This is a genomic window from Neisseria sp. HMSC15G01, assembly GCF_001808255.1.
Taxonomy (GTDB): Bacteria; Pseudomonadota; Gammaproteobacteria; order Burkholderiales; family Neisseriaceae; genus Neisseria; species Neisseria subflava_A.
Genome location: NZ_KV792680.1, coordinates 60618 through 81908 on the forward strand (window position 1 = coordinate 60618; position 21291 = coordinate 81908).

The 21291-nt window shown below is 49.8% G+C and carries 18 protein-coding genes, 1 tRNA gene and 1 CRISPR repeat array; of the genes, 14 read left to right on the forward strand and 5 right to left on the reverse strand.

Annotated elements, in window-relative coordinates; all coding sequences use genetic code 11:
- Positions 1-71 precede the first annotated feature (71 nt).
- The 3 genes from HMPREF3139_RS06095 to HMPREF3139_RS06105 form a co-directional block, all read right to left on the reverse strand.
- On the reverse strand, positions 72-1328 hold the full coding sequence (locus HMPREF3139_RS06095; protein WP_070461263.1) for a D-amino acid dehydrogenase: 1257 nt from the start codon (positions 1326-1328) through the stop codon (positions 72-74).
- Positions 1329-1411: 83 nt separating this feature from the next.
- Complete coding sequence (locus tag HMPREF3139_RS06100; RefSeq protein WP_049336834.1) at positions 1412-2803, reverse strand: alanine/glycine:cation symporter family protein; 1392 nt, start codon at positions 2801-2803, stop codon at positions 1412-1414.
- Positions 2804-3172: 369 nt separating this feature from the next.
- Positions 3173-4030 carry an ATP-grasp domain-containing protein gene (locus tag HMPREF3139_RS06105; RefSeq protein ID WP_004520216.1) on the reverse strand — a complete coding sequence of 286 codons (858 nt, stop codon included), beginning with the start codon at positions 4028-4030 and terminating at the stop codon, positions 3173-3175.
- Positions 4031-4155: 125 nt separating this feature from the next.
- On the opposite strand from HMPREF3139_RS06105, the gene HMPREF3139_RS06110 reads away from it, so the two are divergent.
- The 5 genes from HMPREF3139_RS06110 to HMPREF3139_RS06130 all read left to right on the forward strand — a co-directional run bounded on the left by HMPREF3139_RS06110 (position 4156) and on the right by HMPREF3139_RS06130 (position 8291).
- The gene (locus tag HMPREF3139_RS06110) at positions 4156-5391 is read left to right on the forward strand and encodes an FAD-binding domain-containing protein (RefSeq protein WP_065422610.1); all 1236 of its coding nucleotides are present in this window, start codon (positions 4156-4158) and stop codon (positions 5389-5391) included.
- Positions 5392-5538: 147 nt separating this feature from the next.
- Positions 5539-6258, forward strand: a complete 720-nt coding sequence (minC, locus tag HMPREF3139_RS06115) for a septum site-determining protein MinC (protein WP_070461264.1) — start codon at positions 5539-5541, stop codon at positions 6256-6258.
- A 26-nt stretch (positions 6259-6284) separates the two neighbouring features.
- On the forward strand, positions 6285-7100 hold the full coding sequence (gene minD / locus HMPREF3139_RS06120) for a septum site-determining protein MinD (protein ID WP_070461265.1): 816 nt from the start codon (positions 6285-6287) through the stop codon (positions 7098-7100).
- Between the two features lie 3 nt (positions 7101-7103).
- Positions 7104-7367 (forward strand): cell division topological specificity factor MinE, encoded by a 264-nt coding sequence (gene minE / locus HMPREF3139_RS06125; protein WP_003680625.1) that lies wholly within the window; start codon positions 7104-7106, stop codon positions 7365-7367.
- A gap of 3 nt (positions 7368-7370) precedes the next feature.
- Positions 7371-8291: a hydrogen peroxide-inducible genes activator gene (locus HMPREF3139_RS06130; RefSeq protein ID WP_049330768.1), complete on the forward strand. Its 921-nt coding sequence runs from the start codon at positions 7371-7373 to the stop codon at positions 8289-8291.
- A 64-nt stretch (positions 8292-8355) separates the two neighbouring features.
- Here the strand turns inward: HMPREF3139_RS06130 and HMPREF3139_RS06135 are convergent, their stop codons facing one another.
- Complete coding sequence (locus HMPREF3139_RS06135) at positions 8356-8568, reverse strand: glycine zipper 2TM domain-containing protein (protein ID WP_003684747.1); 213 nt, start codon at positions 8566-8568, stop codon at positions 8356-8358.
- Between the two features lie 255 nt (positions 8569-8823).
- Between HMPREF3139_RS06135 and HMPREF3139_RS06140 the strand changes: the two genes are divergently transcribed.
- A complete protein-coding gene (locus tag HMPREF3139_RS06140; RefSeq protein WP_036493576.1) occupies positions 8824-9273 on the forward strand; it encodes a CopD family copper resistance protein in 450 nt (149 codons plus the stop codon).
- A 33-nt stretch (positions 9274-9306) separates the two neighbouring features.
- Positions 9307-10281 (forward strand): TerC family protein, encoded by a 975-nt coding sequence (locus HMPREF3139_RS06145; RefSeq protein ID WP_070461266.1) that lies wholly within the window; start codon positions 9307-9309, stop codon positions 10279-10281.
- Positions 10282-10344: 63 nt separating this feature from the next.
- Here HMPREF3139_RS06145 and HMPREF3139_RS06150 read toward each other — a convergent pair whose 3' ends face one another.
- Positions 10345-10743: an Ag473 family lipoprotein gene (locus HMPREF3139_RS06150; RefSeq protein WP_070461267.1), complete on the reverse strand. Its 399-nt coding sequence runs from the start codon at positions 10741-10743 to the stop codon at positions 10345-10347.
- 182 nt (positions 10744-10925) lie between these two features.
- On the opposite strand from HMPREF3139_RS06150, the gene HMPREF3139_RS06155 reads away from it, so the two are divergent.
- From HMPREF3139_RS06155 to cas2, 7 genes are all read left to right on the forward strand, one after another.
- A tRNA-Lys gene (locus tag HMPREF3139_RS06155) sits at positions 10926-11001 on the forward strand.
- Positions 11002-11302: 301 nt separating this feature from the next.
- Positions 11303-12745, forward strand: a complete 1443-nt coding sequence (gene aldA, locus HMPREF3139_RS06160; protein WP_070461268.1) for an aldehyde dehydrogenase — start codon at positions 11303-11305, stop codon at positions 12743-12745.
- Positions 12746-12916: 171 nt separating this feature from the next.
- Complete coding sequence (gene lysS / locus HMPREF3139_RS06165; protein WP_070461269.1) at positions 12917-14428, forward strand: lysine--tRNA ligase; 1512 nt, start codon at positions 12917-12919, stop codon at positions 14426-14428.
- Between the two features lie 262 nt (positions 14429-14690).
- Entirely contained in the window at positions 14691-16115 is a 1425-nt protein-coding gene (locus HMPREF3139_RS06170) for an alanine/glycine:cation symporter family protein (RefSeq protein ID WP_070461270.1), read from the forward strand.
- Between the two features lie 269 nt (positions 16116-16384).
- Complete coding sequence (cas9, locus tag HMPREF3139_RS06175; protein WP_070461271.1) at positions 16385-19630, forward strand: type II CRISPR RNA-guided endonuclease Cas9; 3246 nt, start codon at positions 16385-16387, stop codon at positions 19628-19630.
- Between the two features lie 66 nt (positions 19631-19696).
- A complete protein-coding gene (gene cas1, locus HMPREF3139_RS06180; protein WP_070461272.1) occupies positions 19697-20611 on the forward strand; it encodes a type II CRISPR-associated endonuclease Cas1 in 915 nt (304 codons plus the stop codon).
- Positions 20604-20930, forward strand: a complete 327-nt coding sequence (gene cas2 / locus HMPREF3139_RS06185) for a CRISPR-associated endonuclease Cas2 (RefSeq protein ID WP_070461273.1) — start codon at positions 20604-20606, stop codon at positions 20928-20930. The genes cas1 and cas2 overlap by 8 nt, the downstream gene beginning before the upstream one ends.
- A 63-nt stretch (positions 20931-20993) precedes the next feature.
- Positions 20994-21290: a CRISPR direct-repeat array (repeat unit 32 nt; unit sequence ATTGTAGCACTGCGAAATGAGAAAGGGAGCTA).
- Position 21291: the final 1 nt, after the last annotated feature.

A 21291-nucleotide genomic window follows, 5' to 3' on the forward strand; every position in this document is an offset into this window, starting at 1 on the left:
AGGCCGTCTGAAAAATAATTTTCAGACGGCCTTTAAATTTGAAATGCCGCTAAACCTTATCGCTTTCCAGCTTAAGCCTGATAACGCGACAGGCTCAAATCGTCGCTTCGGATTTCGGTATCTTTGCCGCTCACGATATCGGCGGTTAATTTTGCCGAACCCAGCGACATGGTCCAGCCCAAAGTACCGTGGCCGGTATTCAGGAAGAGATTATCAAAGCGGGTGCGCCCGATTAGCGGTGTGCTGTCGGGCGTCATCGGTCTGAGACCGCTCCAGAACAATGCTTGTTTCAAATCGCCGCCTTCGGGGAACAAGTCGTTGACGACCAAAGCCAAGGTTTCGCGGCGTTTTTCGGGCAGTTTGATTTCGTAGCCAGACAATTCCGCCATGCCGCCGACGCGGATTCTGTTGTCAAAGCGCGTGATGGCGACTTTGTAGCTTTCATCTAAAACGGTGGAAACCGGTGCGCCGTCTGAGTTTGTGACGGGCAGGGTCAAGGAATAGCCTTTGACGGGATAAATCGGCAGATTGAGATCCAACTGCGCCAACACAGTCCTGCTGAAGCAGCCGAGCGCGCAGACAACGGCATCTGCTTCAAACCGCCCTGTTTCGGTTTCAACGGCTTTGATGCGCAGCCCGTTGTGGTCGATGCGGCTGATGGTTTGGTTGAAGTGGAACTGTACGCCCTTTTCCTGACACAATTTGTATAGGTTTTCAGTGAAGAGGTGGCAGTCGCCGGTCGCATCCGCAGGCAGGTGCAGGCCGCCGGCAATTTTTGCGGTAACGCGTGCCAGCGCAGGCTCAAACTCGGCGCATTCTTCGGGTTTCAGACGGCGGTACGGCACGCCGTAGCGTTCCAAAACGGCAATGTCTTGTTCTGCCGCTTCGACTTCTTTAGCCTGACGGAAAATCTGCAACGTCCCTTTTTTGCGCCCTTCAAAATTCATGCCGGTTTGCGCTTCAAAACGGCGGAACATTTCTCGGCTGTATTCAGAAATCCTGACCATGCGCTCTTTGTTGATTTGATAGCGCGCGGCCGTGCAGTTTTGCAGCATTTGCCACAGCCATTCGATTTGATACAGGCTGCCGTCAGGGCGAAACAGCAAAGGCGGATGGCTTTTAAACAGCCATTTCAGCGCTTTGGTCGGAATACCGGGAGCAGCCCACGGCGTGGTATAGCCGTAAGAAAGCTGGCCTGCATTGGCAAAACTGGTTTCCATCGCCACGCCCTCGGCGCGGTCGATGACTGTTACTTCATGTCCTGCCTCTGCCAGATACCACGCGGAAGATACGCCGGCAACACCAGCACCTAAAACAAGCACTTTCATTTTTCTCCTCCTCTGACTTTTTTCCAAACAGACTTAATATACATCGGGCCGTCTGAATATTCAGATTCAGACGGCCTTGGACATTAATGCGGCAATTCGCCGTTTTTGATTTTTTGTTTGAAGTCGCGCGTTTCATTGACGATGACTTTCGCCATCAACAAAAGCGCAATCAGGTTGGGCAACGCCATCAAGCCGTTGAATGTGTCCGAAGCCAGCCACACCAAATCAAGGCTCAACACGGTTCCCAGCATAACCGAAGAAACATAACCAACGCGGTACAAACCGGCAAACTTCTCGCCGAAGACGTAAACCGCGCATTTCTCGCCGTAATAACACCAGCCGAGAATGGTTGAGTAGGCAAAGAAAATCAGGCCGATGGTGACAATCCAGCCGCCGATGCCGGGCAGCATTTTTTGGAAAGTGACGGTTGTCAGCGCCGCGCCGCTCAATTCAGGTTTGACAAACTCGCCACCTGCGCCGAGCAGACCCATGACCAACACGATACCGGTAATCGAGCAGACAACGATGGTGTCCAAAAAAGTACCGGTCATGGAAACCAAAGCCTGACGAACGGGGTGGTCGGTTTTCGCGGCGGCGGCGGCAATCGGCGCAGAACCCATACCTGCCTCATTGGAGAACACGCCGCGCGCCACGCCGTAGCGGATGACCGTACCGATGGCACCGCCGGCCACAGCTTGCGCGCTGAACGCATCGGAGAAAATCAGTTTGACGGCAGGCATCAGTGCGTCAGAATTCACGACAATAATGGAAATACCGCCCACTACATAAAACACTGCCATGGCAGGTACGATAAAGGACGCGGCTTTGGCAATGCCCTTAATGCCGCCCAAAAGCACGATGGCCGTTAATACGGTCAATATCACGCCGGTATAGGCAGGTTCGACGCCGAAGCTGGTTTGTACTGCCTGCGCGACTGAGTTGGACTGCACCGAGCTGCCGATACCGAAGGAAGCGAATGTGCCGAACAGGGCAAATGCGACGGCCATCCATTTCCAGTTTTTGCCCAAGCCTTTTTCAATGTAATACATCGGGCCGCCGGACATTTCGCCTTTGGAATTGGTGACGCGGTATTTCACCGCCAACACGCCCTCGCCGTATTTGGTGGCCATACCGAAAATGGCGGTCATCCACATCCAAAATACTGCGCCCGGGCCGCCGGTTACCACCGCAGTCGCCACACCGGCGATGTTACCCGTACCGATGGTGGCGGACAGCGCGGTCATCAACGCCGCGAAATGGGAAATATCGCCTTCGTGGTCTTCGCCGTCTTCATGCTTCTTTGACGGCATAAACGCCTGTTTCAGCGCATAACCCAACATGGTGAACTGCAAGCCTTTCAGCAAAACGGTCAGCAAAATGCCCGTACCGACCAGCAGCATCAACATAATAGGTCCCCAGACCCAGCCGCTGATGGTTTCGAAAAAGGCTTTGAGATTGTCTAAAAACAATTGCATGGCTTTCTCCTTTGTCTGTTTTATTTTTTATGCACTACTTTTTGTAGTGTCATGTAATTTCAGCACAGAATATTCAATAAGACAATATCTTTCTTTTTAAAAAGATTTTTGAGGTTTTACCCTAAAAAGATATCTATTTAGACCGATCAGATTGTTTACAATCCGCTAAAAATAAAGGCTGCGGCCGAGATAAAATGCCAAATGAAAGTTAATCAACCATCAATTAAGACTGCAACAATTAAAATGACACAATCGACAAATGGCACATTATTGAAAAATACAAACATGCAAATCTTGTTTTAAAAAGCTTCAGGCCGTCTGAAAGATGGTTTTCAGACGGCCTGAGGCTTGTTAATTATATTGATAAAATCAGGTTGATGAATGTTGCCCAAGCAACTGCGCCAGCACTCGGGCAAAGCGTTCCGTTGCGCCTTCGCTGGTGTGCAAATACAGGGCTGGCTCGATGAGTTCCAACTCATTGAGCAGGAAGGTGTCACCGACCAATGTACCATCCACTCGGGCGTAAACCGGCATTTGCGGCAAAGCGGCCAGTACATCTTGTGCGGCACTGATGGCAAACTCGGGTGGCTCAATACCGAACACCGACACACCATAGGCCGAGTTGGCGCGCCATTCGCCTTGCGGCGGCTGACGGCGCACGGCATGGCTGAATGCGCCGTTGAAAAACACCAGCGATGTTTCGCCTGCTGTTTCGATTTCGCGGATATATGGTTGAACAATCATACCTTGCGGATAATCCGCCATGTTCACGTCCAATGCCTCCGCACAAACTTTAACCACGCCTTTGCCGCTCTGCCCAAATGCCGGCTTGATGACCGCTTCCGTCCAGCCCTGTTGGTTCAGGATGTCGGCCAATTCGGCTTTTTGCGGCGGAACGAACACACTGGGAATCACTTGCGCTCCGCGCGCCGCCAAATCGCATAAATAAGTCTTTTCCATATTCCAAGCCATCAATTCGGGCGGATTGATAAAACGCTGCCCTGCCTGCCCGGCATGTTCCAGCCATTGGCGGAAGGCTTCGGGTTCGGCGGCATAATCCCATGCGCACAAAGGCAGTAAAAACGTCGCAGACGGATGGTTTTGCCACGCATCAAATACGGTTTTCACGCCCATGCTTTCCAAGCATGCCGCCAATGTTTTCAGGTTGTCCGATGGTTCGGGATAAGTTTGGCAGGTAATGAGTGCCAAAACGGTTTGCTCGGTCATGGTTGCCGCCTCATTGCTAAAACCAAAATTATATAGCGAAATCAAACCAAAAGATTTTTCAGACGGCCTGATACATGAGGCCGATTCTGATAAAATGGTTTCCCCTTTTTCGTCGGAACATGCTCATGAAATCTGCTCACGTCCTTGTCTGGTTCCGCCGCAACCTCCGCCTGCATGACAATGCCGCGCTTAATGCCGCCGTTGCAAGCGGTTTGCCCATCACCTGCGTCTGGGTCAGCCAAAGACCGTCTGAAAACCACAATCCGCGTCAAAGCCTGTTCCATTATCAAGCCGCACAAGAACTGCATACCCGTCTGGCGGCACACCATATTCCCTTATATGTCGTCGCTTCCGACGAAGACCTCCTCCCCTTGGCTGCTGCGCTTAATGCCCATACCGTCATCACAGACGAAGCCTACACCGAAGCCGAAATCCGCCAAGACAACCACCTCTGGCACAATTTCGACCAAGCAGGCATTGCCCTGCAACACGCCAACGACCGCGGCATTTTGGCCAAATCCCCCCTCATGGATGCCAACGGCCTGCCCTACACCGATTTTGCCGCCTATAAACAAGCATGGTTGCAGGCTTATTCAGGACAAAGGCCGTCTGAAACCAAATTGCCTGTTCAAATCGGACAAAACGTTCCACTGTTTCCAGCCCATACCGGCGCAGTATTGCCTGCCTATCAGCAGAGCGGCGAAACCGCAGCCTTAACGCAATGGCACGCGTTCAAACAGAATTTGGTTCACTACCCGATTACCCAAAATTTTCCGGCACGAAAAAACACCAGCCTCCTCAATGCCTACCTGTCCGCAGGCTGCATTTCCCCGCGCCTGCTGGCTGCCGAAAGCTTGGCAAACCGACATTTCGAGTGGCTGGACAAGCTCATTTTCCGCGACTACTGCTACCAGCTCGCCTACCACCGCCGCCTGCCCGAAACAACCGATGCCGCCCCGGTACGCGAATACTGGCGACACGGCCAAACCGGCGTGCCCATCATCGACGCCTCCATCCGCGGCCTCGAAGCCACCGGCCACTTACACCCCGTTCTCCAGCAGCTGTGCGCCCACTATTTCTGCCATGCCCTCAACTTCGACCCCAACCAAGGCATCGCGTGGACAGCCTCCGTCCAAACTGGCACCGACCCTGCGCTCAACCAAGCCAACTGGCACCTTGCCGCCCAAGACACGGCCACCGTCCGCTATGCCCACCGTTCGCACCAAATCGACCCCGACGGCAGCTACATCCGCAGTTACCTCCCCGAATTGGCGCACCTGCCGTCCACCCTCATCCACACGCCGTGGGCCGCCGCCGACGACATCGACACACACGGCTATCCCTTTCCCAAGGCCGTCTGAAACCTACGTTCACACCAAAAAACCACACTAAATACAGCTAAAAAACGTTCAAACAAAATATTTTGGTTTCAGACGGCCAAACAGATTGAATAGCCAAGATTTACACGGTAAACTTACGTCATTAAAAAATTTTATTATTTCATTACAATGAAACCCGCATTCGACATAAAAACGTCACGTTTGGACGTCTTATCCATCCATCTGCACACCGCAGATCTAACCGAATTGGAAGAATTCCTGCGCCAACTGGCAGGCCAATCCCAAGACGAATTCGTTCCCTTCATTTTAGACGTACAAGATTTCGACCATCCCGAATCCATCGATTTGGGCGGCATGATTTCCCTGTTTGCCCGTTACGGTATGCAAATTTTAGGGCTGCACCACACCAGCGACACATGGGCGGCAGCGGCAGCGCGTTACCACTTGGTCTTCAAACAAGGCAACTCCAACCAGGCAGCCGACACACAGGCAGCACCTACTCCTCGCCAAGCACCGCAGCCGCAAGACGTACAAGCGACCGTTATCAACAATCCGACCGTATTGGTCAGCACGCCCGTGCGTACCGGCCAGCAGGTTTACGCTGAAAACGGCGACCTCATCGTTACCGGCATCGTCAGCCAAGGTGCGGAACTTATCGCCGACGGCAACATCCATATTTACGCCCCCATGCGCGGCAGAGCGTTGGCCGGTGCAAAAGGCAATACCAACGCACGCATCTTTATCCATTCCATGCAGGCCGAATTAGTCTCCGTTGCCGGCATCTACCGCAACTTCGAGCAAGACCTGCCCGAGCATCTGCACAAAAAACCCGTACAAGTATCATTGCAAGACAACCGACTGGTTATCAGCGCAATCGACGCCGAATAAACATCAGTACTTAAAAAGGAAATATCGTGTCCAAAATCATCGTAGTAACTTCAGGTAAAGGCGGCGTAGGCAAGACCACTACCAGCGCCAGCATCGCAACCGGCCTGGCCCTGCGCGGCCACAAAACTGCCGTGATCGACTTCGACGTCGGTTTGCGCAACCTTGACCTGATTATGGGTTGCGAACGCCGCGTCGTATACGACCTCATCAACGTCATCCACGGCGAAGCGACTCTCAACCAAGCCCTGATTAAAGACAAAAACTGCGAAAACCTCTACATCCTGCCTGCATCGCAAACCCGCGATAAAGACGCACTGACCCGCGAAGGCGTGGACAACGTGATGAAAGAGCTGGCCAGCAAAAAAATGGGCTTCGAATTCATCATCTGCGACTCCCCTGCCGGTATCGAACAAGGTGCGCTGATGGCGCTCTACTTTGCCGACGAAGCCATCATTACCACTAACCCGGAAGTATCCAGCGTCCGCGACTCCGACCGTATCTTGGGCATTTTGCAAAGCAAATCCCGCAAAGCCGAACAAGGTAGTACTGTTAAAGAGCACCTGCTGATTACCCGCTACTCCCCTGAGCGCGTGGCTAAAGGCGAAATGCTGTCTGTACAAGACATCTGCGATATCTTGCGTATTCCGTTGATCGGTGTGATTCCTGAATCACAAAACGTTCTGCAAGCTTCCAACGCCGGCGAACCTGTCATTCACCAAGACAATGCTGCAGCAGCAGAAGCCTACAAGGACGTTATCGCCCGCCTCTTGGGTGAAAACCGCGAAATGCGTTTCCTCGAAGCTGAGAAGAAAAGCTTCTTAAAACGACTGTTCGGAGGTTAATACATGTCACTGCTCGATATGCTGTTCGGCAGAAAGCCGAAAACCGCCACAGTCGCGCGCGACCGCCTGCAAATCATCATCGCGCAAGAGCGCGCACAAGAAGGCCAAGCTCCGGACTATCTGCCGACTCTGCGTAAAGAGTTGTTGGAAGTCCTGTCCAAATACGTCAACGTATCATTGGACGACATCCGCATCTCCCAAGAGAAACAAGACGGCTTGGACGTTCTTGAGCTGAACATCACCCTACCGGAACAAAAAAAGGCTTAACACATGACCTTGACCGAATTGCGTTACATCGTAGCCGTCGCACAAGAACGTCACTTCGGACGTGCCGCACGACGCTGCTTTGTCAGCCAGCCCACCCTCTCCATCGCCATCAAAAAGCTGGAGGAAGAGCTGTCGGTATCCCTGTTCGACCGTAGCAGCAACGACATCATCACGACCGAAGCAGGCGAGCGTATTGTCGCCCAAGCCCGCCGGGTTCTGGAAGAAGCAGAACTCATCAAGCACCTTGCCAATGAAGAGCAAAACGAATTGGAAGGCGCATTCAAACTCGGCCTGATTTTCACCGTTGCCCCCTACCTTCTGCCCAAGCTTATTACCGCGCTGCGTGAAACCGCGCCGAAAATGCCGCTGATGCTGGAAGAGAACTATACCCACATCCTGACCGAGTCGCTCAAACGTGGCGATGTCGATGCAATCGTCGTTGCCGAACCGTTCCAAGAGCCGGGCATCGTAACCGAGCCTCTGTATGACGAACCTTTCTTCGTCATTGTTCCCAAAGGACATCACTTTGAAGAACTCGATGCCGTTACGCCTCAGCTTTTGGGCGAAGAACAAGTGTTGCTGCTGTCCGAAGGCAACTGTATGCGCGACCAAGTGTTGGCGAGCTGTTCCGAATTGGCTTCCAAACAGAAAATCCAAGGTTTGACCAATACCCTGCAAGGCAGCTCCATCAACACCATCCGCCACATGGTTGCCAGCGGTTTGGCCATCAGCGTCATGCCTGCTACCGCATTGACCGAAAACGACCATATGCTTTTCAGCATTATCCCGTTTGAAGGCACTGCACCGCACCGCCGTGTCGTTTTGGCCTATCGCCGCAACTTTGTCCGTCCCAAAGCACTGACTGCTTTGCGCACGGCTATTTTGCAATCGCAACTGACCGGTGTAACGTTCGTCAACGAATAAACCGTAAAACAAAAGGCCGTCTGAATATTCAGACGGCCTTTTTTATTTTTAACCGAATAAAGGATTAGTAGCGGGTATGAACCTGGCTGCCGATAACGCCACCCAAAGCTGCGCCACCCAAGGTAGAGCCGGTATCGCCACCAATCAAGTTACCTGCCACGCCACCCAATACCGCACCAGCAGCAGTGTTGCGTTGGGTTTGAGTCATATTGGCACATGCACCCAAAGAAGCGGCCAGCATGATCAAGGTCACAGTTTTTGCAAAAGTTTTCTTCATGGTTTGATTCTCCATCAGGGGGTTAAGCTGTATATGGAGCAGTATGGCACAACCTTTCATTAATATATTTTCTGATAAGTAAAGACAGATTAAACTAAGATAACGCCCTTGATGAACGGTTAACTTCAAAAATAAACGGCAATTCCAATAGAATATTTATAAAATTTAATATATTTGGCATAAAATTGCGCATACATCAACTGTATTCGGTAGTGATACAATGACGACTTGTCTGAATTACCGGAAACACCCGTCATGAGTATCTACGCACTGGCACACATCATCCACGTTTATTGCGCGATTGCCTTTGTCGGCGGCGTATTTTTCGAAATGCTGGTCCTCTCCGTTTTACACACCGGCCGCGTTTCACGCGAATCGCGCCGCGAAGTCGAACGTGCCATGTCCTATCGTGCCGTCCGCGTAATGCCGCCTGTCGTCATTACCCTGTTCATCAGCGGCATCGTGATGGTGTACAACCGCTACCTGCCGATACTGCACCACCCATTCGACAGCTCCTTCGGCATCATGCTGAGCATCAAAATCCTGTTGGCAGTAAGCGTTTTGGTACATTTTGCCATCGCCGTCGTCAAAATGGCCCGACACACCCTTACCGTCGGTTGGTCGAAATATATACACGCCGTCGTATTCAGCCATATGCTGTTTATCGTCTTTTTTGCCAAGGCGATGTTCTACCTGTCTTGGTAAACCTTACCCATACCCCACACACAAGGATTGTTTATGACCCAATACCCGTCCGTCGGCTCGCCGATGTTTTACGGCATCTTCTTTATTTCCGTCTTAATCATGATCGCCATCGATATGGTATCGCTGAAAAAAAACGGCGCCCACAAAGTCAGCATAAAAGAAGCCCTCGCTTGGAGCGGCATTTGGGTGGCCGTATCCTGCGCATTTGCAGGCTGGCTCTATTTTGAACTGGCGGGCAACCCGACTTACGGGGCCGTTGTCGCCAAAGAAAAAGTCCTCGAATTCTTCACCGGCTATGTACTCGAAAAATCCCTCGCCGTCGATAACATCTTCGTTTTCCTGATGATTTTCGGCTACTTCAAAGTCGAACCCAAATTCCAACACCGCGTCTTGCTCTATGGCGTATTCGGCGCCATCGTCCTGCGCGCCATCATGATTTTCATCGGCGCGGCACTGGTACAGCAATTCGAATGGATTCTCTACCTGTTCGGCGCATTCCTGCTCTATACCGGCATCCACATGATGAAACCCGAATCGGACGAAGAGGAAGACCTTTCCCAAAACAAAATCCTGACCCTGCTCAAAAAAGTCATCCCGACCAGCCCACAGTTTGACGGTGAAAAATTCTTTACCATTGAAAACGGCAAACGCATCGCTACGCCGCTTTTACTGGTATTGATTATGATCGAATTGAGCGACGTCATCTTCGCCGTGGACAGCATTCCCGCTATTTTTGCCGTCACCACCGACCCGTTCATCGTCCTTACCTCCAACATTTTTGCCATCTTAGGCCTGCGTGCCATGTACTTTTTGCTGGCGGATTTTGCCGAACGCTTTATCTTCCTCAAATACGGCTTGGCCTTCGTGTTAAGTTTTATCGGTATCAAGATGCTGATTATGCACTGGGTGCATATCCCGATTTCCATTTCCCTATCCGTCGTCTTCGGCGCACTGGGCGCATCCATCCTGACTTCTTTGGTGTACACGCGTCAGCAAGAGAAAAAATAATCTGCCGATATAAAAAGGCCGTCTGAACATTTCAGACGGCCTTTTCAAATATCAAACACCAGCTTATTTAGCAGCGTCTTTCAATTTATCGGCAGCTTCTTGAGTCGCATCGGCTGCTTTACCCATAGCGTCTTTAGCTGCGTCTTTGGCAGCATCCTTAGCATCAGAAACAGCTTCTTTAGCTTCTTCAACCGCTTTACCGGCAGCATCTTTAGCGTCAGAAACTGCTTTATCTGCAGTTGCTTTAGCATCTGCAGCAGCGTCTTTAACATCAGAAACAGCTTGCTCAGCCGCACCTTTGGCTTCAGAAGCAGCAGCATCAACAGCAGAAGCTGCATTTTCAGCAGCAGCGTTTACATCGGAAGCGACAGTAGAAGCCGCCTCTTGGGTTTCTTTTTTCGCTTCTTGTGTACACGCAGCCAGACCGGCTACCATCATTGCAGCAATCAATAATTTTTTCATATTGTATATCCTTTGGTCTAAAAAATATCCGTCAAAACTGACAGATTAGAAAATCATAACATAATTAATACTCGAAAAAGGGAGAATTAACGCCAAATAACAGCTGGTTTACGTTTTTTGAAAAAAATTTCAAAAAAACAGTTGACGAAAAGAAACAATCTCCCTATAATGCACAGCTTATCGGGTCGTTAGCTCAGTCGGTAGAGCAGCGGACTTTTAATCCGTTGGTCGAGCGTTCGAATCGCTCACGACCCACCAAAATATGAAAACCTGCCTTGAAAAAAGCAGGTTTTTTTATATTCTCCATCAAGCCTTTCTTCACTCAATACCTCCCTTATTATCAACATCAAGAATATTCGAGCTTTGTCACAATGCTGTTATAGATGTAACTGAAAGCATCACAAACCTCTTAAATCAATCAAACCCAACTCCCCACACATCATATTTTTCTAAAAACTTCCAAATACCTACCATCAACCCACGCTAAATCCTCTTGTATGCCAGACAATTTAGGCATAGACTAAAACTACATCCAACTACAACAACAGGAGAAGGTTTGATGAAACAACTGTCTATGTATATCAACGGCCGCTTTGAAACCGACTTTAACGGTACATGGCGTGATGTATTGAATCCGGCAACCGAAGAAGTCATCGCGCGTGAGCCTAAAGGCGGAAAAGCCGATGTTGATCGTGCCGTTGCCGCGGCCAGAGATGCGCAAACTGCATGGGAGCGTTTGCCTGTCGTTGAACGCGGCGCATACCTGCGCAAAATCGCCCAAGGCATCCGCGAACGTGCCGACGAGCTGACCGACACTATTGTTGCTGAAGGCGGCAAAACCAAAGACTTGGCACGCATAGAAGTCATGTTCACTGCCGACTATCTCGATTATCAAGCCGAATGGGCGCGCCGTTATGAAGGCGAAATCATCCAAAGCGACCGCCCGCGCGAAAATATTTTATTGTTCAAACGTCCTTTGGGCGTAATCGCCGGCATTTTGCCGTGGAACTTCCCATTCTTCCTGATTGCCCGAAAAATGGGCCCGGCTTTGGTAACAGGCAATACTATCGTCGTCAAACCAAGCAGCGTTACCCCGATTAACTGCCACATTTTTGCTGAAATCGTTCACGCTTCAGGCTTACCGGCCGGCGTATTCAACGTCGTCAACGGCCCTGGCGCAGAAATAGGCAATGCCTTGGCATCGCATCCGCAAGTCGATATGGTCAGCCTGACCGGTTCTGTCGATGCAGGCCGCCAAGTAATGGAAGCCGCCGCCACCAACATTACCAAAGTCTCACTGGAACTGGGCGGCAAAGCCCCTGCCATCGTTTTGAAAGACGCGGATTTGGACTTGGCAGTGAAATCCATCTTGGCTTCACGCGTGGGCAATACCGGCCAAATCTGTAACTGCGCCGAACGCGTATATGTCCACAGCAGCCTGAAAGACGCATTTATCGAAAAAATGACCGCCGCAATGAAAGGCGTGCGCTACGGCAACCCGGCCGAAGCCGAGCCAGGCGCACTGGAAATGGGCCCGTTGATTGAAGAGCGCGCCGTCAAAGCCGTTTCCGAGAAAGTCGAACGCGCCGTCAAACAAGGGGCGACACTAGTCTGCGGCGGCAAACGTGCCGATGGCAAAGGCTACTTCTTTGAACCTACCCTGCTGACCGATACCGACAACAGCATGGACATCATGAAGGAAGAAACCTTCGGCCCAGTCCTGCCGGTTGCCACTTTCGACACGCTCGACCAAGTCATAGCCTTGGCAAACGACAGCGAATTCGGCCTGACCAGCTCCGTCTATACCACCAATCTGAATGAAGCGTTTTATGTAACCCGCCGTCTGCGTTTCGGCGAAACCTACATCAACCGCGAAAACTTCGAAGCCATGCAGGGCTTCCATGCCGGTTGGAAAAAATCAGGTATCGGCGGCGCGGACGGTAAACACGGTTTGGAAGAATATCTGCAAACCCAAGTCGTTTATTTGGAAACCAATATCTAACTGCCCTTCATAAAACAAAAGGCCGTCTGAAACCGATTTTTCAGGTTTCAGACGGCCTTTCTGCCTTTATAGAAAAAAACACCGACATCGCGTAAAATAGAGCCAATTTTTCACTTTATTCAGGCCGTCTGAAAACTCCGGACAGCCTGACTCATTTTTCCGGAAAACACCATGAGCGAACAAAACAATCCTCAAATCGAGCCGCAGTTGGACGAAAACCAAATCATCGCCCTGCGCCGCGAGAAACTGCACAACATCCGTAAAGAACGCAATGCCTACCCTAACGATTTCAAACGCGACAGCTTTGCCGCCGACCTGCACACCCAATACGGTGAAATCAGCAAAGAAGAACTCGACCCGCAAGGCATTCCCGTCAAAGTGGCCGGCCGTATGATGCTCAAACGTCAAATGGGCAAAGCCAGCTTCGCCACCATTCAAGACGTTACCGGTCAAATCCAGCTTTATTTGAATAACAAAGGCGTGAGCCAAGAAGTTTTGGACGACTTCAACCACTGGGACTTAGGCGACATCATCGGTGCGGAAGGTACTTTGTTCAAAACCAACCACGGCGAATTGACCGTGCGCGTGTCCAACATCCGCCTGCTGTCCAAATCCCTGCGCCCGCTACCCGACAAACACAAAGGTTTGAGCGATCAGGAAACCAAATACCGTCAACGCTACGTCGATTTGATTGCCAACGAAGAATCGCGCAATACCTTCATCAAACGCAGCCAAATCATCCAATCCGTGCGCAATTTCATGGTTAACGAGCATTATTTGGAAGTTGAAACCCCAATGATGCACCCGATTCCTGGCGGTGCGACGGCAAAACCGTTCGTTACTCACCACAATGCCTTGGACATTCCACTCTACCTGCGCATCGCTCCCGAGCTGTATCTAAAACGCTTGGTTGTCGGCGGCTTGGAACGCGTGTTTGAAATCAACCGCAGCTTCCGCAACGAAGGCATGTCCGTACGCCACAACCCTGAATTCACCATGATCGAATTCTACGAAGCCTTCTCCGACTACGAACGCATGATGCAAATGGCGGAAGACATCATCCGCAACGCTTCCCGCGCGGTAAACGGTACGGCAAAAATCAGCTACAACGGCAAAGAAGTCGATTTGGAAAGCCCGTTTGAACGCCTGACCATTCTCGGTGCCATCAAGAAATACAATCCGCACTACACCGATGAGCAGTTGAACGATGAAGAATGGCTGAAAAAAGAAATCGTCAAACACGGCGAAAGCCTGCCTCCGTCTCCGGGTATCGGCAGCCTGCAACTTGCCCTGTTTGAAGGTTGCGCCGAGGGCAAACTGTGGAACCCGACTTTCATCATCGACTACCCTGTCGAAGTGTCGCCATTGGCACGCGCATCCGACAGCAAACCGGGTTTGACCGAGCGCTTCGAGCTTTTCGTTGTCGGCCGCGAACTGGCAAACGGTTACTCTGAGTTGAACGATCCGGAAGACCAAGCCGAACGCTTCAAAGCGCAAGTGGCGCAAAAAGACGCCGGCGACGATGAAGCCATGCACTATGATGCCGACTACATCCGCGCCATGGAGTTCGGTTTACCGCCGACCGGCGGCTGCGGCATCGGTATCGACCGCTTGGTCATGTTGCTGACCGATTCGCAAACCATCCGCGACGTGATTCTGTTCCCACAAATGCGTCCCGAATAACGCATTGAAATAAAATCAAGGCCGTCTGAAAACAAGACTCTGTTTTCAGACGGCCTTTTTGTTCAAATATGTAAAACGGAAGAGTTTAAATCGATAAATTCTTTACACCATAATAATAAAATTACATGATAATCAAAAAGATAATATAAAAAAGAATATGTAAACGTTTTTCAGTTTGTTGACAGTCTGCTAGAATACATCCAGTTACAGACAGCCTCCACACACAGGCCGTCTGAAAATGCAGAAACTCTGAAAGGTTTGTATGGATCAATTTTTCGAACAGCTTCACGGCTGGATAAACGCCATCAACGACCCAATGTGGTCGGGGTTGGTATATATGCTTTTAGGCGCAGGCCTCTTTTTCACCGTTACCACCGGTTTTGTACAATTCCGCCTCTTCGGCCGCAGTATCAAAGAAATGCTGAGTGGCCGCAAACAAGGTGATGATCCGCACGGAATCACACCGTTCCAAGCATTCGTTACCGGCTTGGCCAGCCGCGTAGGCGTGGGCAACATCGCCGGCGTGGCGATTGCCATCAAACTCGGCGGGCCGGGCGCGGTATTCTGGATGTGGGTAACCGCCTTAATCGGCATGAGTTCGGCGTTTGTCGAATCTTCACTGGCCCAACTCTTTAAAGTCCGGGACTACGACAACCACCACTTCCGCGGCGGTCCTGCCTACTACATAACTCAAGGCCTGGGACAAAAATGGCTGGGCGTTTTGTTCGCCCTAAGCCTGATTTTCTGTTTCGGCTTTGTATTTGAAGCCGTACAGACCAATACCATCGCCGATACCACCAAAGCGGCATGGGGCTGGGATCAACACTATGTCGGTGTCGCCCTAGTCATTCTGACTGCCCCGATTATCTTCGGCGGTATCCGCCGCGTATCTAAAGCCGCGGAAATCATCGTTCCACTGATGGCGGTTTTATATCTCGTCATAGCACTCTTCATCATTGCTACCAATATTTCCCTGATTCCTGACGTGTTCGGTCAGATTTTCTCCAACGCGTTCAACTTCGATTCGGCTGCAGGCGGTTTCCTCGGCGGTCTGATTTCGACCACCATGATGCAGGGTATCAAACGCGGCCTGTATTCCAATGAGGCGGGTATGGGTTCCGCGCCGAATGCCGCCGCCGCTGCCGAAGTGAAACACCCCGTCTCCCAAGGCATGATTCAAATGCTGGGCGTTTTCGTCGATACCATCATCGTCTGCTCATGCACCGCCTTTATCGTCTTGACCTATCAGCAGCCTTACGGCGACCTGAGCGGTGCGGCGTTGACGCAGGCAGCGATTGTCAGCCAAGTGGGTCAATGGGGCGCGGGCTTCCTTGCCGTCATCCTGTTTATGTTTGCCTTTTCAACCGTTATCGGTAACTATGCCTATGCCGAGTCCAACGTCCAATTCATCAAGAGCCATTGGCTGGTTACCGCCGTTTTCCGTATGCTGGTTTTGGCATGGGTCTACTTCGGCGCAGTTGCCAACGTACCCTTGGTATGGGATATGGCAGACATGGCCATGGGCATCATGGCATGGATTAACCTCGTCGCCATCCTGCTCCTGTCCCCACTTGCCTTCCTGCTGTTGAAAGACTACACAGCCAAGCTGAAAATGGGTAAAGACCCAGAGTTCAAACTCTCTGAACACCCAGGCTTGAAACGCAAAATCAAATCCGATATCTGGTAAAACCAAAGGCCGTCTGAAATTTCAGACGGCCTTTTTAATCCCTGCCATTTAGACAAAACGATGCCCCTTAAAGCAGAAGCCTTAAGGGGCAGAGCGTTGCGGCACATCTTTTCAGACGGCCTTATTGTAGCAACGTTTCTCATTTCGCAGTGCAACAATATGGACAGATTCTAATTCCAAATCGGTACCTAGTCAAGTATTTCATTTGCATGGTAATACTTACCTAGGATATATTTATACTTACCAAACATCATATTACGGAGAAACTGATGGCTACATTCAAACCCAATCCAATCAACTACGTCCTCGGCCTCGATATCGGCATCGCATCCGTCGGCTGGGCGATGGTAGAAATTGACGAAGAAGAAAACCCCATACGCCTGATTGATTTGGGCGTGCGCGTATTTGAGCGGGCCGAAGTACCAAAAACAGGCGACTCTCTCGCAGCGGTAAGACGCTTAGCACGCAGCGTCCGCCGCCTGACCCGCCGTCGCGCCCACCGCCTGCTTCGGGCCCGTCGCCTATTGAAACGCGAGGGCGTATTACAGGCTGCCGATTTTGATGAAAACGGCTTGATTAAATCCTTACCGAATACACCATGGCAACTTCGCGCAGCCGCATTAGACCGCAAACTGACGCCTTTGGAGTGGTCGGCAGTCTTGTTGCATTTAATCAAACATCGCGGCTATTTGTCGAAACGGAAAAATGAAGAGCAAACTGCCGATAAGGAGCTTGGGGCTTTGCGTGCAGGTATGAAGAGTAACACTCAAGCCTTAAAGACAGGCAATTTCCGCACTCCGGCCGAATTGGCTTTAAATAAATTTGAAAAAGAAAGCGGCCATATCCGCAACCAGCGCGGCGATTATTCGCATACGTTCAGCCGCGAAGATTTACAGGTGGAGCTGGTTTTGCTGTTTGAAAAACAAAAAGAATTCGGCAATCCGCATGTTTCAGACGGCCTTAAAGAAGGTATTGAAACCCTGCTGATGGCGCAACGCCCTGCTCTGTCCGGCGATGCCATTCAAAAAATGTTGGGGCATTGCACCTTCGAACCGACAGAGCCGAAAGCCGCTAAAAACACCTACACAGCCGAACGTTTCATCTGGCTGACCAAGCTGAACAACCTGCGTATTTTAGAGCAAGGCAGCGAGCGGCCATTGACCGATACCGAACGCACCATACTTATAAATCAGCCGTATAAAAAGAAACTGACTTACGCACAAGCCCGTAAGCTACTGGGTTTAGAAGATACCGCCTTTTTCAAAGGATTACACTATGGTAAAGACAATGCCGAAACCTCAACATTGATGGAAATAAAGGCCTACCATGCCATCAGCCGTGCGCTGGAAAAAGAAGGATTGAAAGACAAAAAATCCCCATTAAACCTTTCTCCCGAATTACAAGATGAAATCGGCATGGCATTCTCCCTATTCAAAACCGATGAAGACATTACAGGCCGTCTGAAAGACCGTGTTCAGCCCGAAATCTTAGAAGCGCTGTTGAAACACATCAACTTCGACAAGTTCGTCCAAATTTCCTTGAAAGCATTGCGCCGAATTGTGCCTCTAATGGAGCAAGGCAAACGTTACGATGAAGCCTGCGCCGAAATCTACGGAGACCATTATGGCAAGAAGAATACGGAAGAAAAGATTTATCTGCCGCCCATCCCTGCCGACGAAATCCGCAACCCCGTCGTCTTGCGCGCCTTATCTCAAGCACGTAAGGTCATTAACGCCGTTGTACGCCGTTACGGCTCCCCTGCGCGTATCCATATTGAAACGGCAAGGGAAGTAGGCAAATCGTTTAAAGACCGCAAAGAAATCGAAAAACGCCAAGAAGAAAACCGTAAAGACCGGGAAAAAGCCGCCGCTAAATTCCGAGAGTATTTCCCCAATTTTGTCGGCGAACCCAAATCCAAAGATATTCTGAAACTGCGCCTGTACGAGCAACAACACGGCAAATGCCTGTATTCGGGCAAAGAAATCAACCTAGGCCGTCTGAACGAAAAAGGCTATGTCGAAATCGACCATGCCCTGCCGTTCTCGCGCACATGGGACGATAGTTTCAACAATAAAGTGCTGGTATTGGGCAGCGAAAACCAAAACAAAAGCAACCAAACCCCTTACGAATACTTCAACGGCAAAGACAACAGCCGCGAATGGCAGGAATTTAAAGCGCGTGTTGAAACCAGCCGTTTTCCTCGCAGTAAAAAACAACGGATTCTGCTGCAAAAATTCGACGAAGACGGCTTTAAAGAACGCAATCTGAACGATACGCGCTACGTCAACCGTTTCCTGTGCCAATTTATTGCTGACCGTATGCGGCTGACAGGTAAAGGGAAAAGACGTGTCTTTGCATCCAACGGACAAATTACCAATCTGTTGCGCGGCTTTTGGGGATTACGCAAAGTGCGTGCGGAAAACGACCGCCATCACGCCTTGGACGCCGTCGTCGTTGCCTGCTCAACCGTTGCCATGCAGCAGAAAATTACCCATTTTGTACACCATAAAGAGATGAACGCGTTTGACGGGAAAACCATAGATAAAGAAACAGGAGAAGTGCTGCATCAAAAAACACACTTCCCGCAACCTTGGGAATTTTTCGCACAAGAAGTCATGCTTCGCGTCTTCGGCAAACCGGACGGCAAACCCGAATTTGAAGAAGCCGATACCCCAGAAAAACTGCGCGCGTTGCTTGCCGAAAAATTATCATCTCGCCCCGAAGCCGTACATGAATACGTTACGCCACTGTTTGTTTCACGCGCGCCCAATCGGAAGATGAGCGGTGCACATAAAGATACTTTGAGATCTGCTAAACGATTTGTTAAACATAATGAAAAAATTAGTGTTAAACGAGTATGGTTAACCGAAATCAAGTTGGCCGACCTTGAAAATATGGTTAATTATAAAAATGGTAGGGAGATTGAATTATATGAGGCTCTTAAGGCACGTTTAGGGGCATATGGAGGTAATGCTAAACAAGCATTTGACCCTAAGGACAATCCGTTTTATAAAAAGGGGGGACAACTGGTTAAAGCTGTGAGGGTCGAAAAAACCCAAGAGAGCGGAGTCTTATTAAACAAAAAAAATGCTTATACCATTGCAGATAATGGAGACATGGTACGTGTTGATGTGTTCTGTAAAGTGGATAAGAAAGGAAAAAATCAGTATTTTATTGTTCCCATCTATGCTTGGCAGGTTGCTGAAAACATTCTTCCCGATATTGATTGTAAAGGATACCGGATTGATGATAGCTATACATTCTGTTTTAGCTTGCATAAGTATGATCTGATTGCTTTTCAGAAAGATGAAAAATCTAAAGTAGAATTCGCCTACTATATCAACTGTGATAGCTCTAATGGACGATTCTATTTAGCTTGGCATGATAAAGGCTCTAAAGAACAGCAATTCCGTATTAGTACCCAAAATCTTGTATTGATGCAAAAATACCAAATCGATGAACTGGGCAAAGAAATCAGACCATGCCGTCTGAAAAAACGCCCGCCTGTCTGCTAAATTAATCTATCCCTGTTTCAGACGGCCTGAAGCAGGGATTTTTTATATCAAAATAAGGGGAAAAACATGACTTGGCGCAGCCTGCTCATTCAAAATGGCGGCAAACTATCCTTGCAATGCCGGCAACTGCTGATTCAACAAAACGGCGAGTCCCATACCGTACCATTAGAAGACATCGCCGTTATCATCATCGAAAACCGCGAAACCCTGATTACTGCCCCGCTCCTATCAGCCTTAGCCGAACATGGCTCAACCCTGCTGACATGTGACGAACAGTTCCTACCCTGCGGACAATGGCTGCCTTATGCCCAATATCACCGCCAACTTAAAATCCTCAAGCTGCAGCTGAATATAAGCGAACCCTTAAAAAAGCAACTCTGGCAACATATCATCCGCCAAAAAATCCTAAATCAAGCATTTGTCGCAGACGAAACAGGCAATGATCTTGCCGCCAAACGGCTGCGCACTTTGGCAGTCGAAGTCCGTTCGGGCGATACAGGAAACCGTGAAGCCCAAGCTGCCGCCCTCTACTTCCAAGCCCTCTTTGGAGAAAAGTTTACTCGCAATGACAACAATGCCGTCAATGCCGCATTGAACTACACCTACGCCGTACTCCGTGCAGCAGTTGCACGCGCCCTGACTTTATATGGATGGTTGCCTGCATTAGGCTTGTTTCATAGAAGCGAACTAAATCCATTCAACCTCGCCGATGACTTTATCGAACCCTTACGCCCATTGGCCGACCTGGTCGTTATACATTTGCATGAACAAGGCCGTCTGAAAACTGATCTGACCTCCAATCTCAAACAAAACCTTATCAAGACCCTTCACTGTCAAATCTGTATCAAACGACAACATTTCAGCACCTTGGCTGCCATAGACAAAATGATTTCCTCATTTCAAGCCAGCGTAACCGATAAAAACGCCAAACAGCTGAAACTGCCTGAAATCTTGCCATTGAAAGAATACCAATATGAGTGAGGCCAAATTTATGAGGATTATCGTCTTCTTCGACCTACCGGTCACCACAACGGCAAAGCGCAAAGCCGCCAATCAATTCCGCCAGTTTCTATTAAAAGATGGATACCAAATGCTCCAACTTTCTGTATACAGCCGTATTGTCAAAGGTCGAGACTCGTTACAAAAACACCACAATAGGCTATGTGCAAACCTACCGCAAGAAGGTTCAATCCGCTGTTTGGAAGTAACAGAAAAGCAATATGCCACCATGAAACTGCTGTTGGGAGAGCTGAAAACCCAAGAAAAAAGGGTAAATTCCGACCAACTATTATTATTTTAAGCTCATTTTATTAGACAAAATAAAACGGGAAACCCTTATAGAATAAGGATTTCCCATCGAAGTATTGTAGCACTGCGAAATGAGAAAGGGAGCTACAACTATCTGTCGTCGCCGTACCAGCCCCCCAAAATTGTAGCACTGCGAAATGAGAAAGGGAGCTACAACTACGTAAAATATTTATTCACGGTATCCCTGATTGTAGCACTGCGAAATGAGAAAGGGAGCTACAACTATATTTCCATACTCCTCAGCACGCACCCAATTGTAGCACTGCGAAATGAGAAAGGGAGCTACAACTATCTGCTGACCGCTTATCACGAGTTGCTCTATTGTAGCACTGCGAAATGAGAAAGGGAGCTAC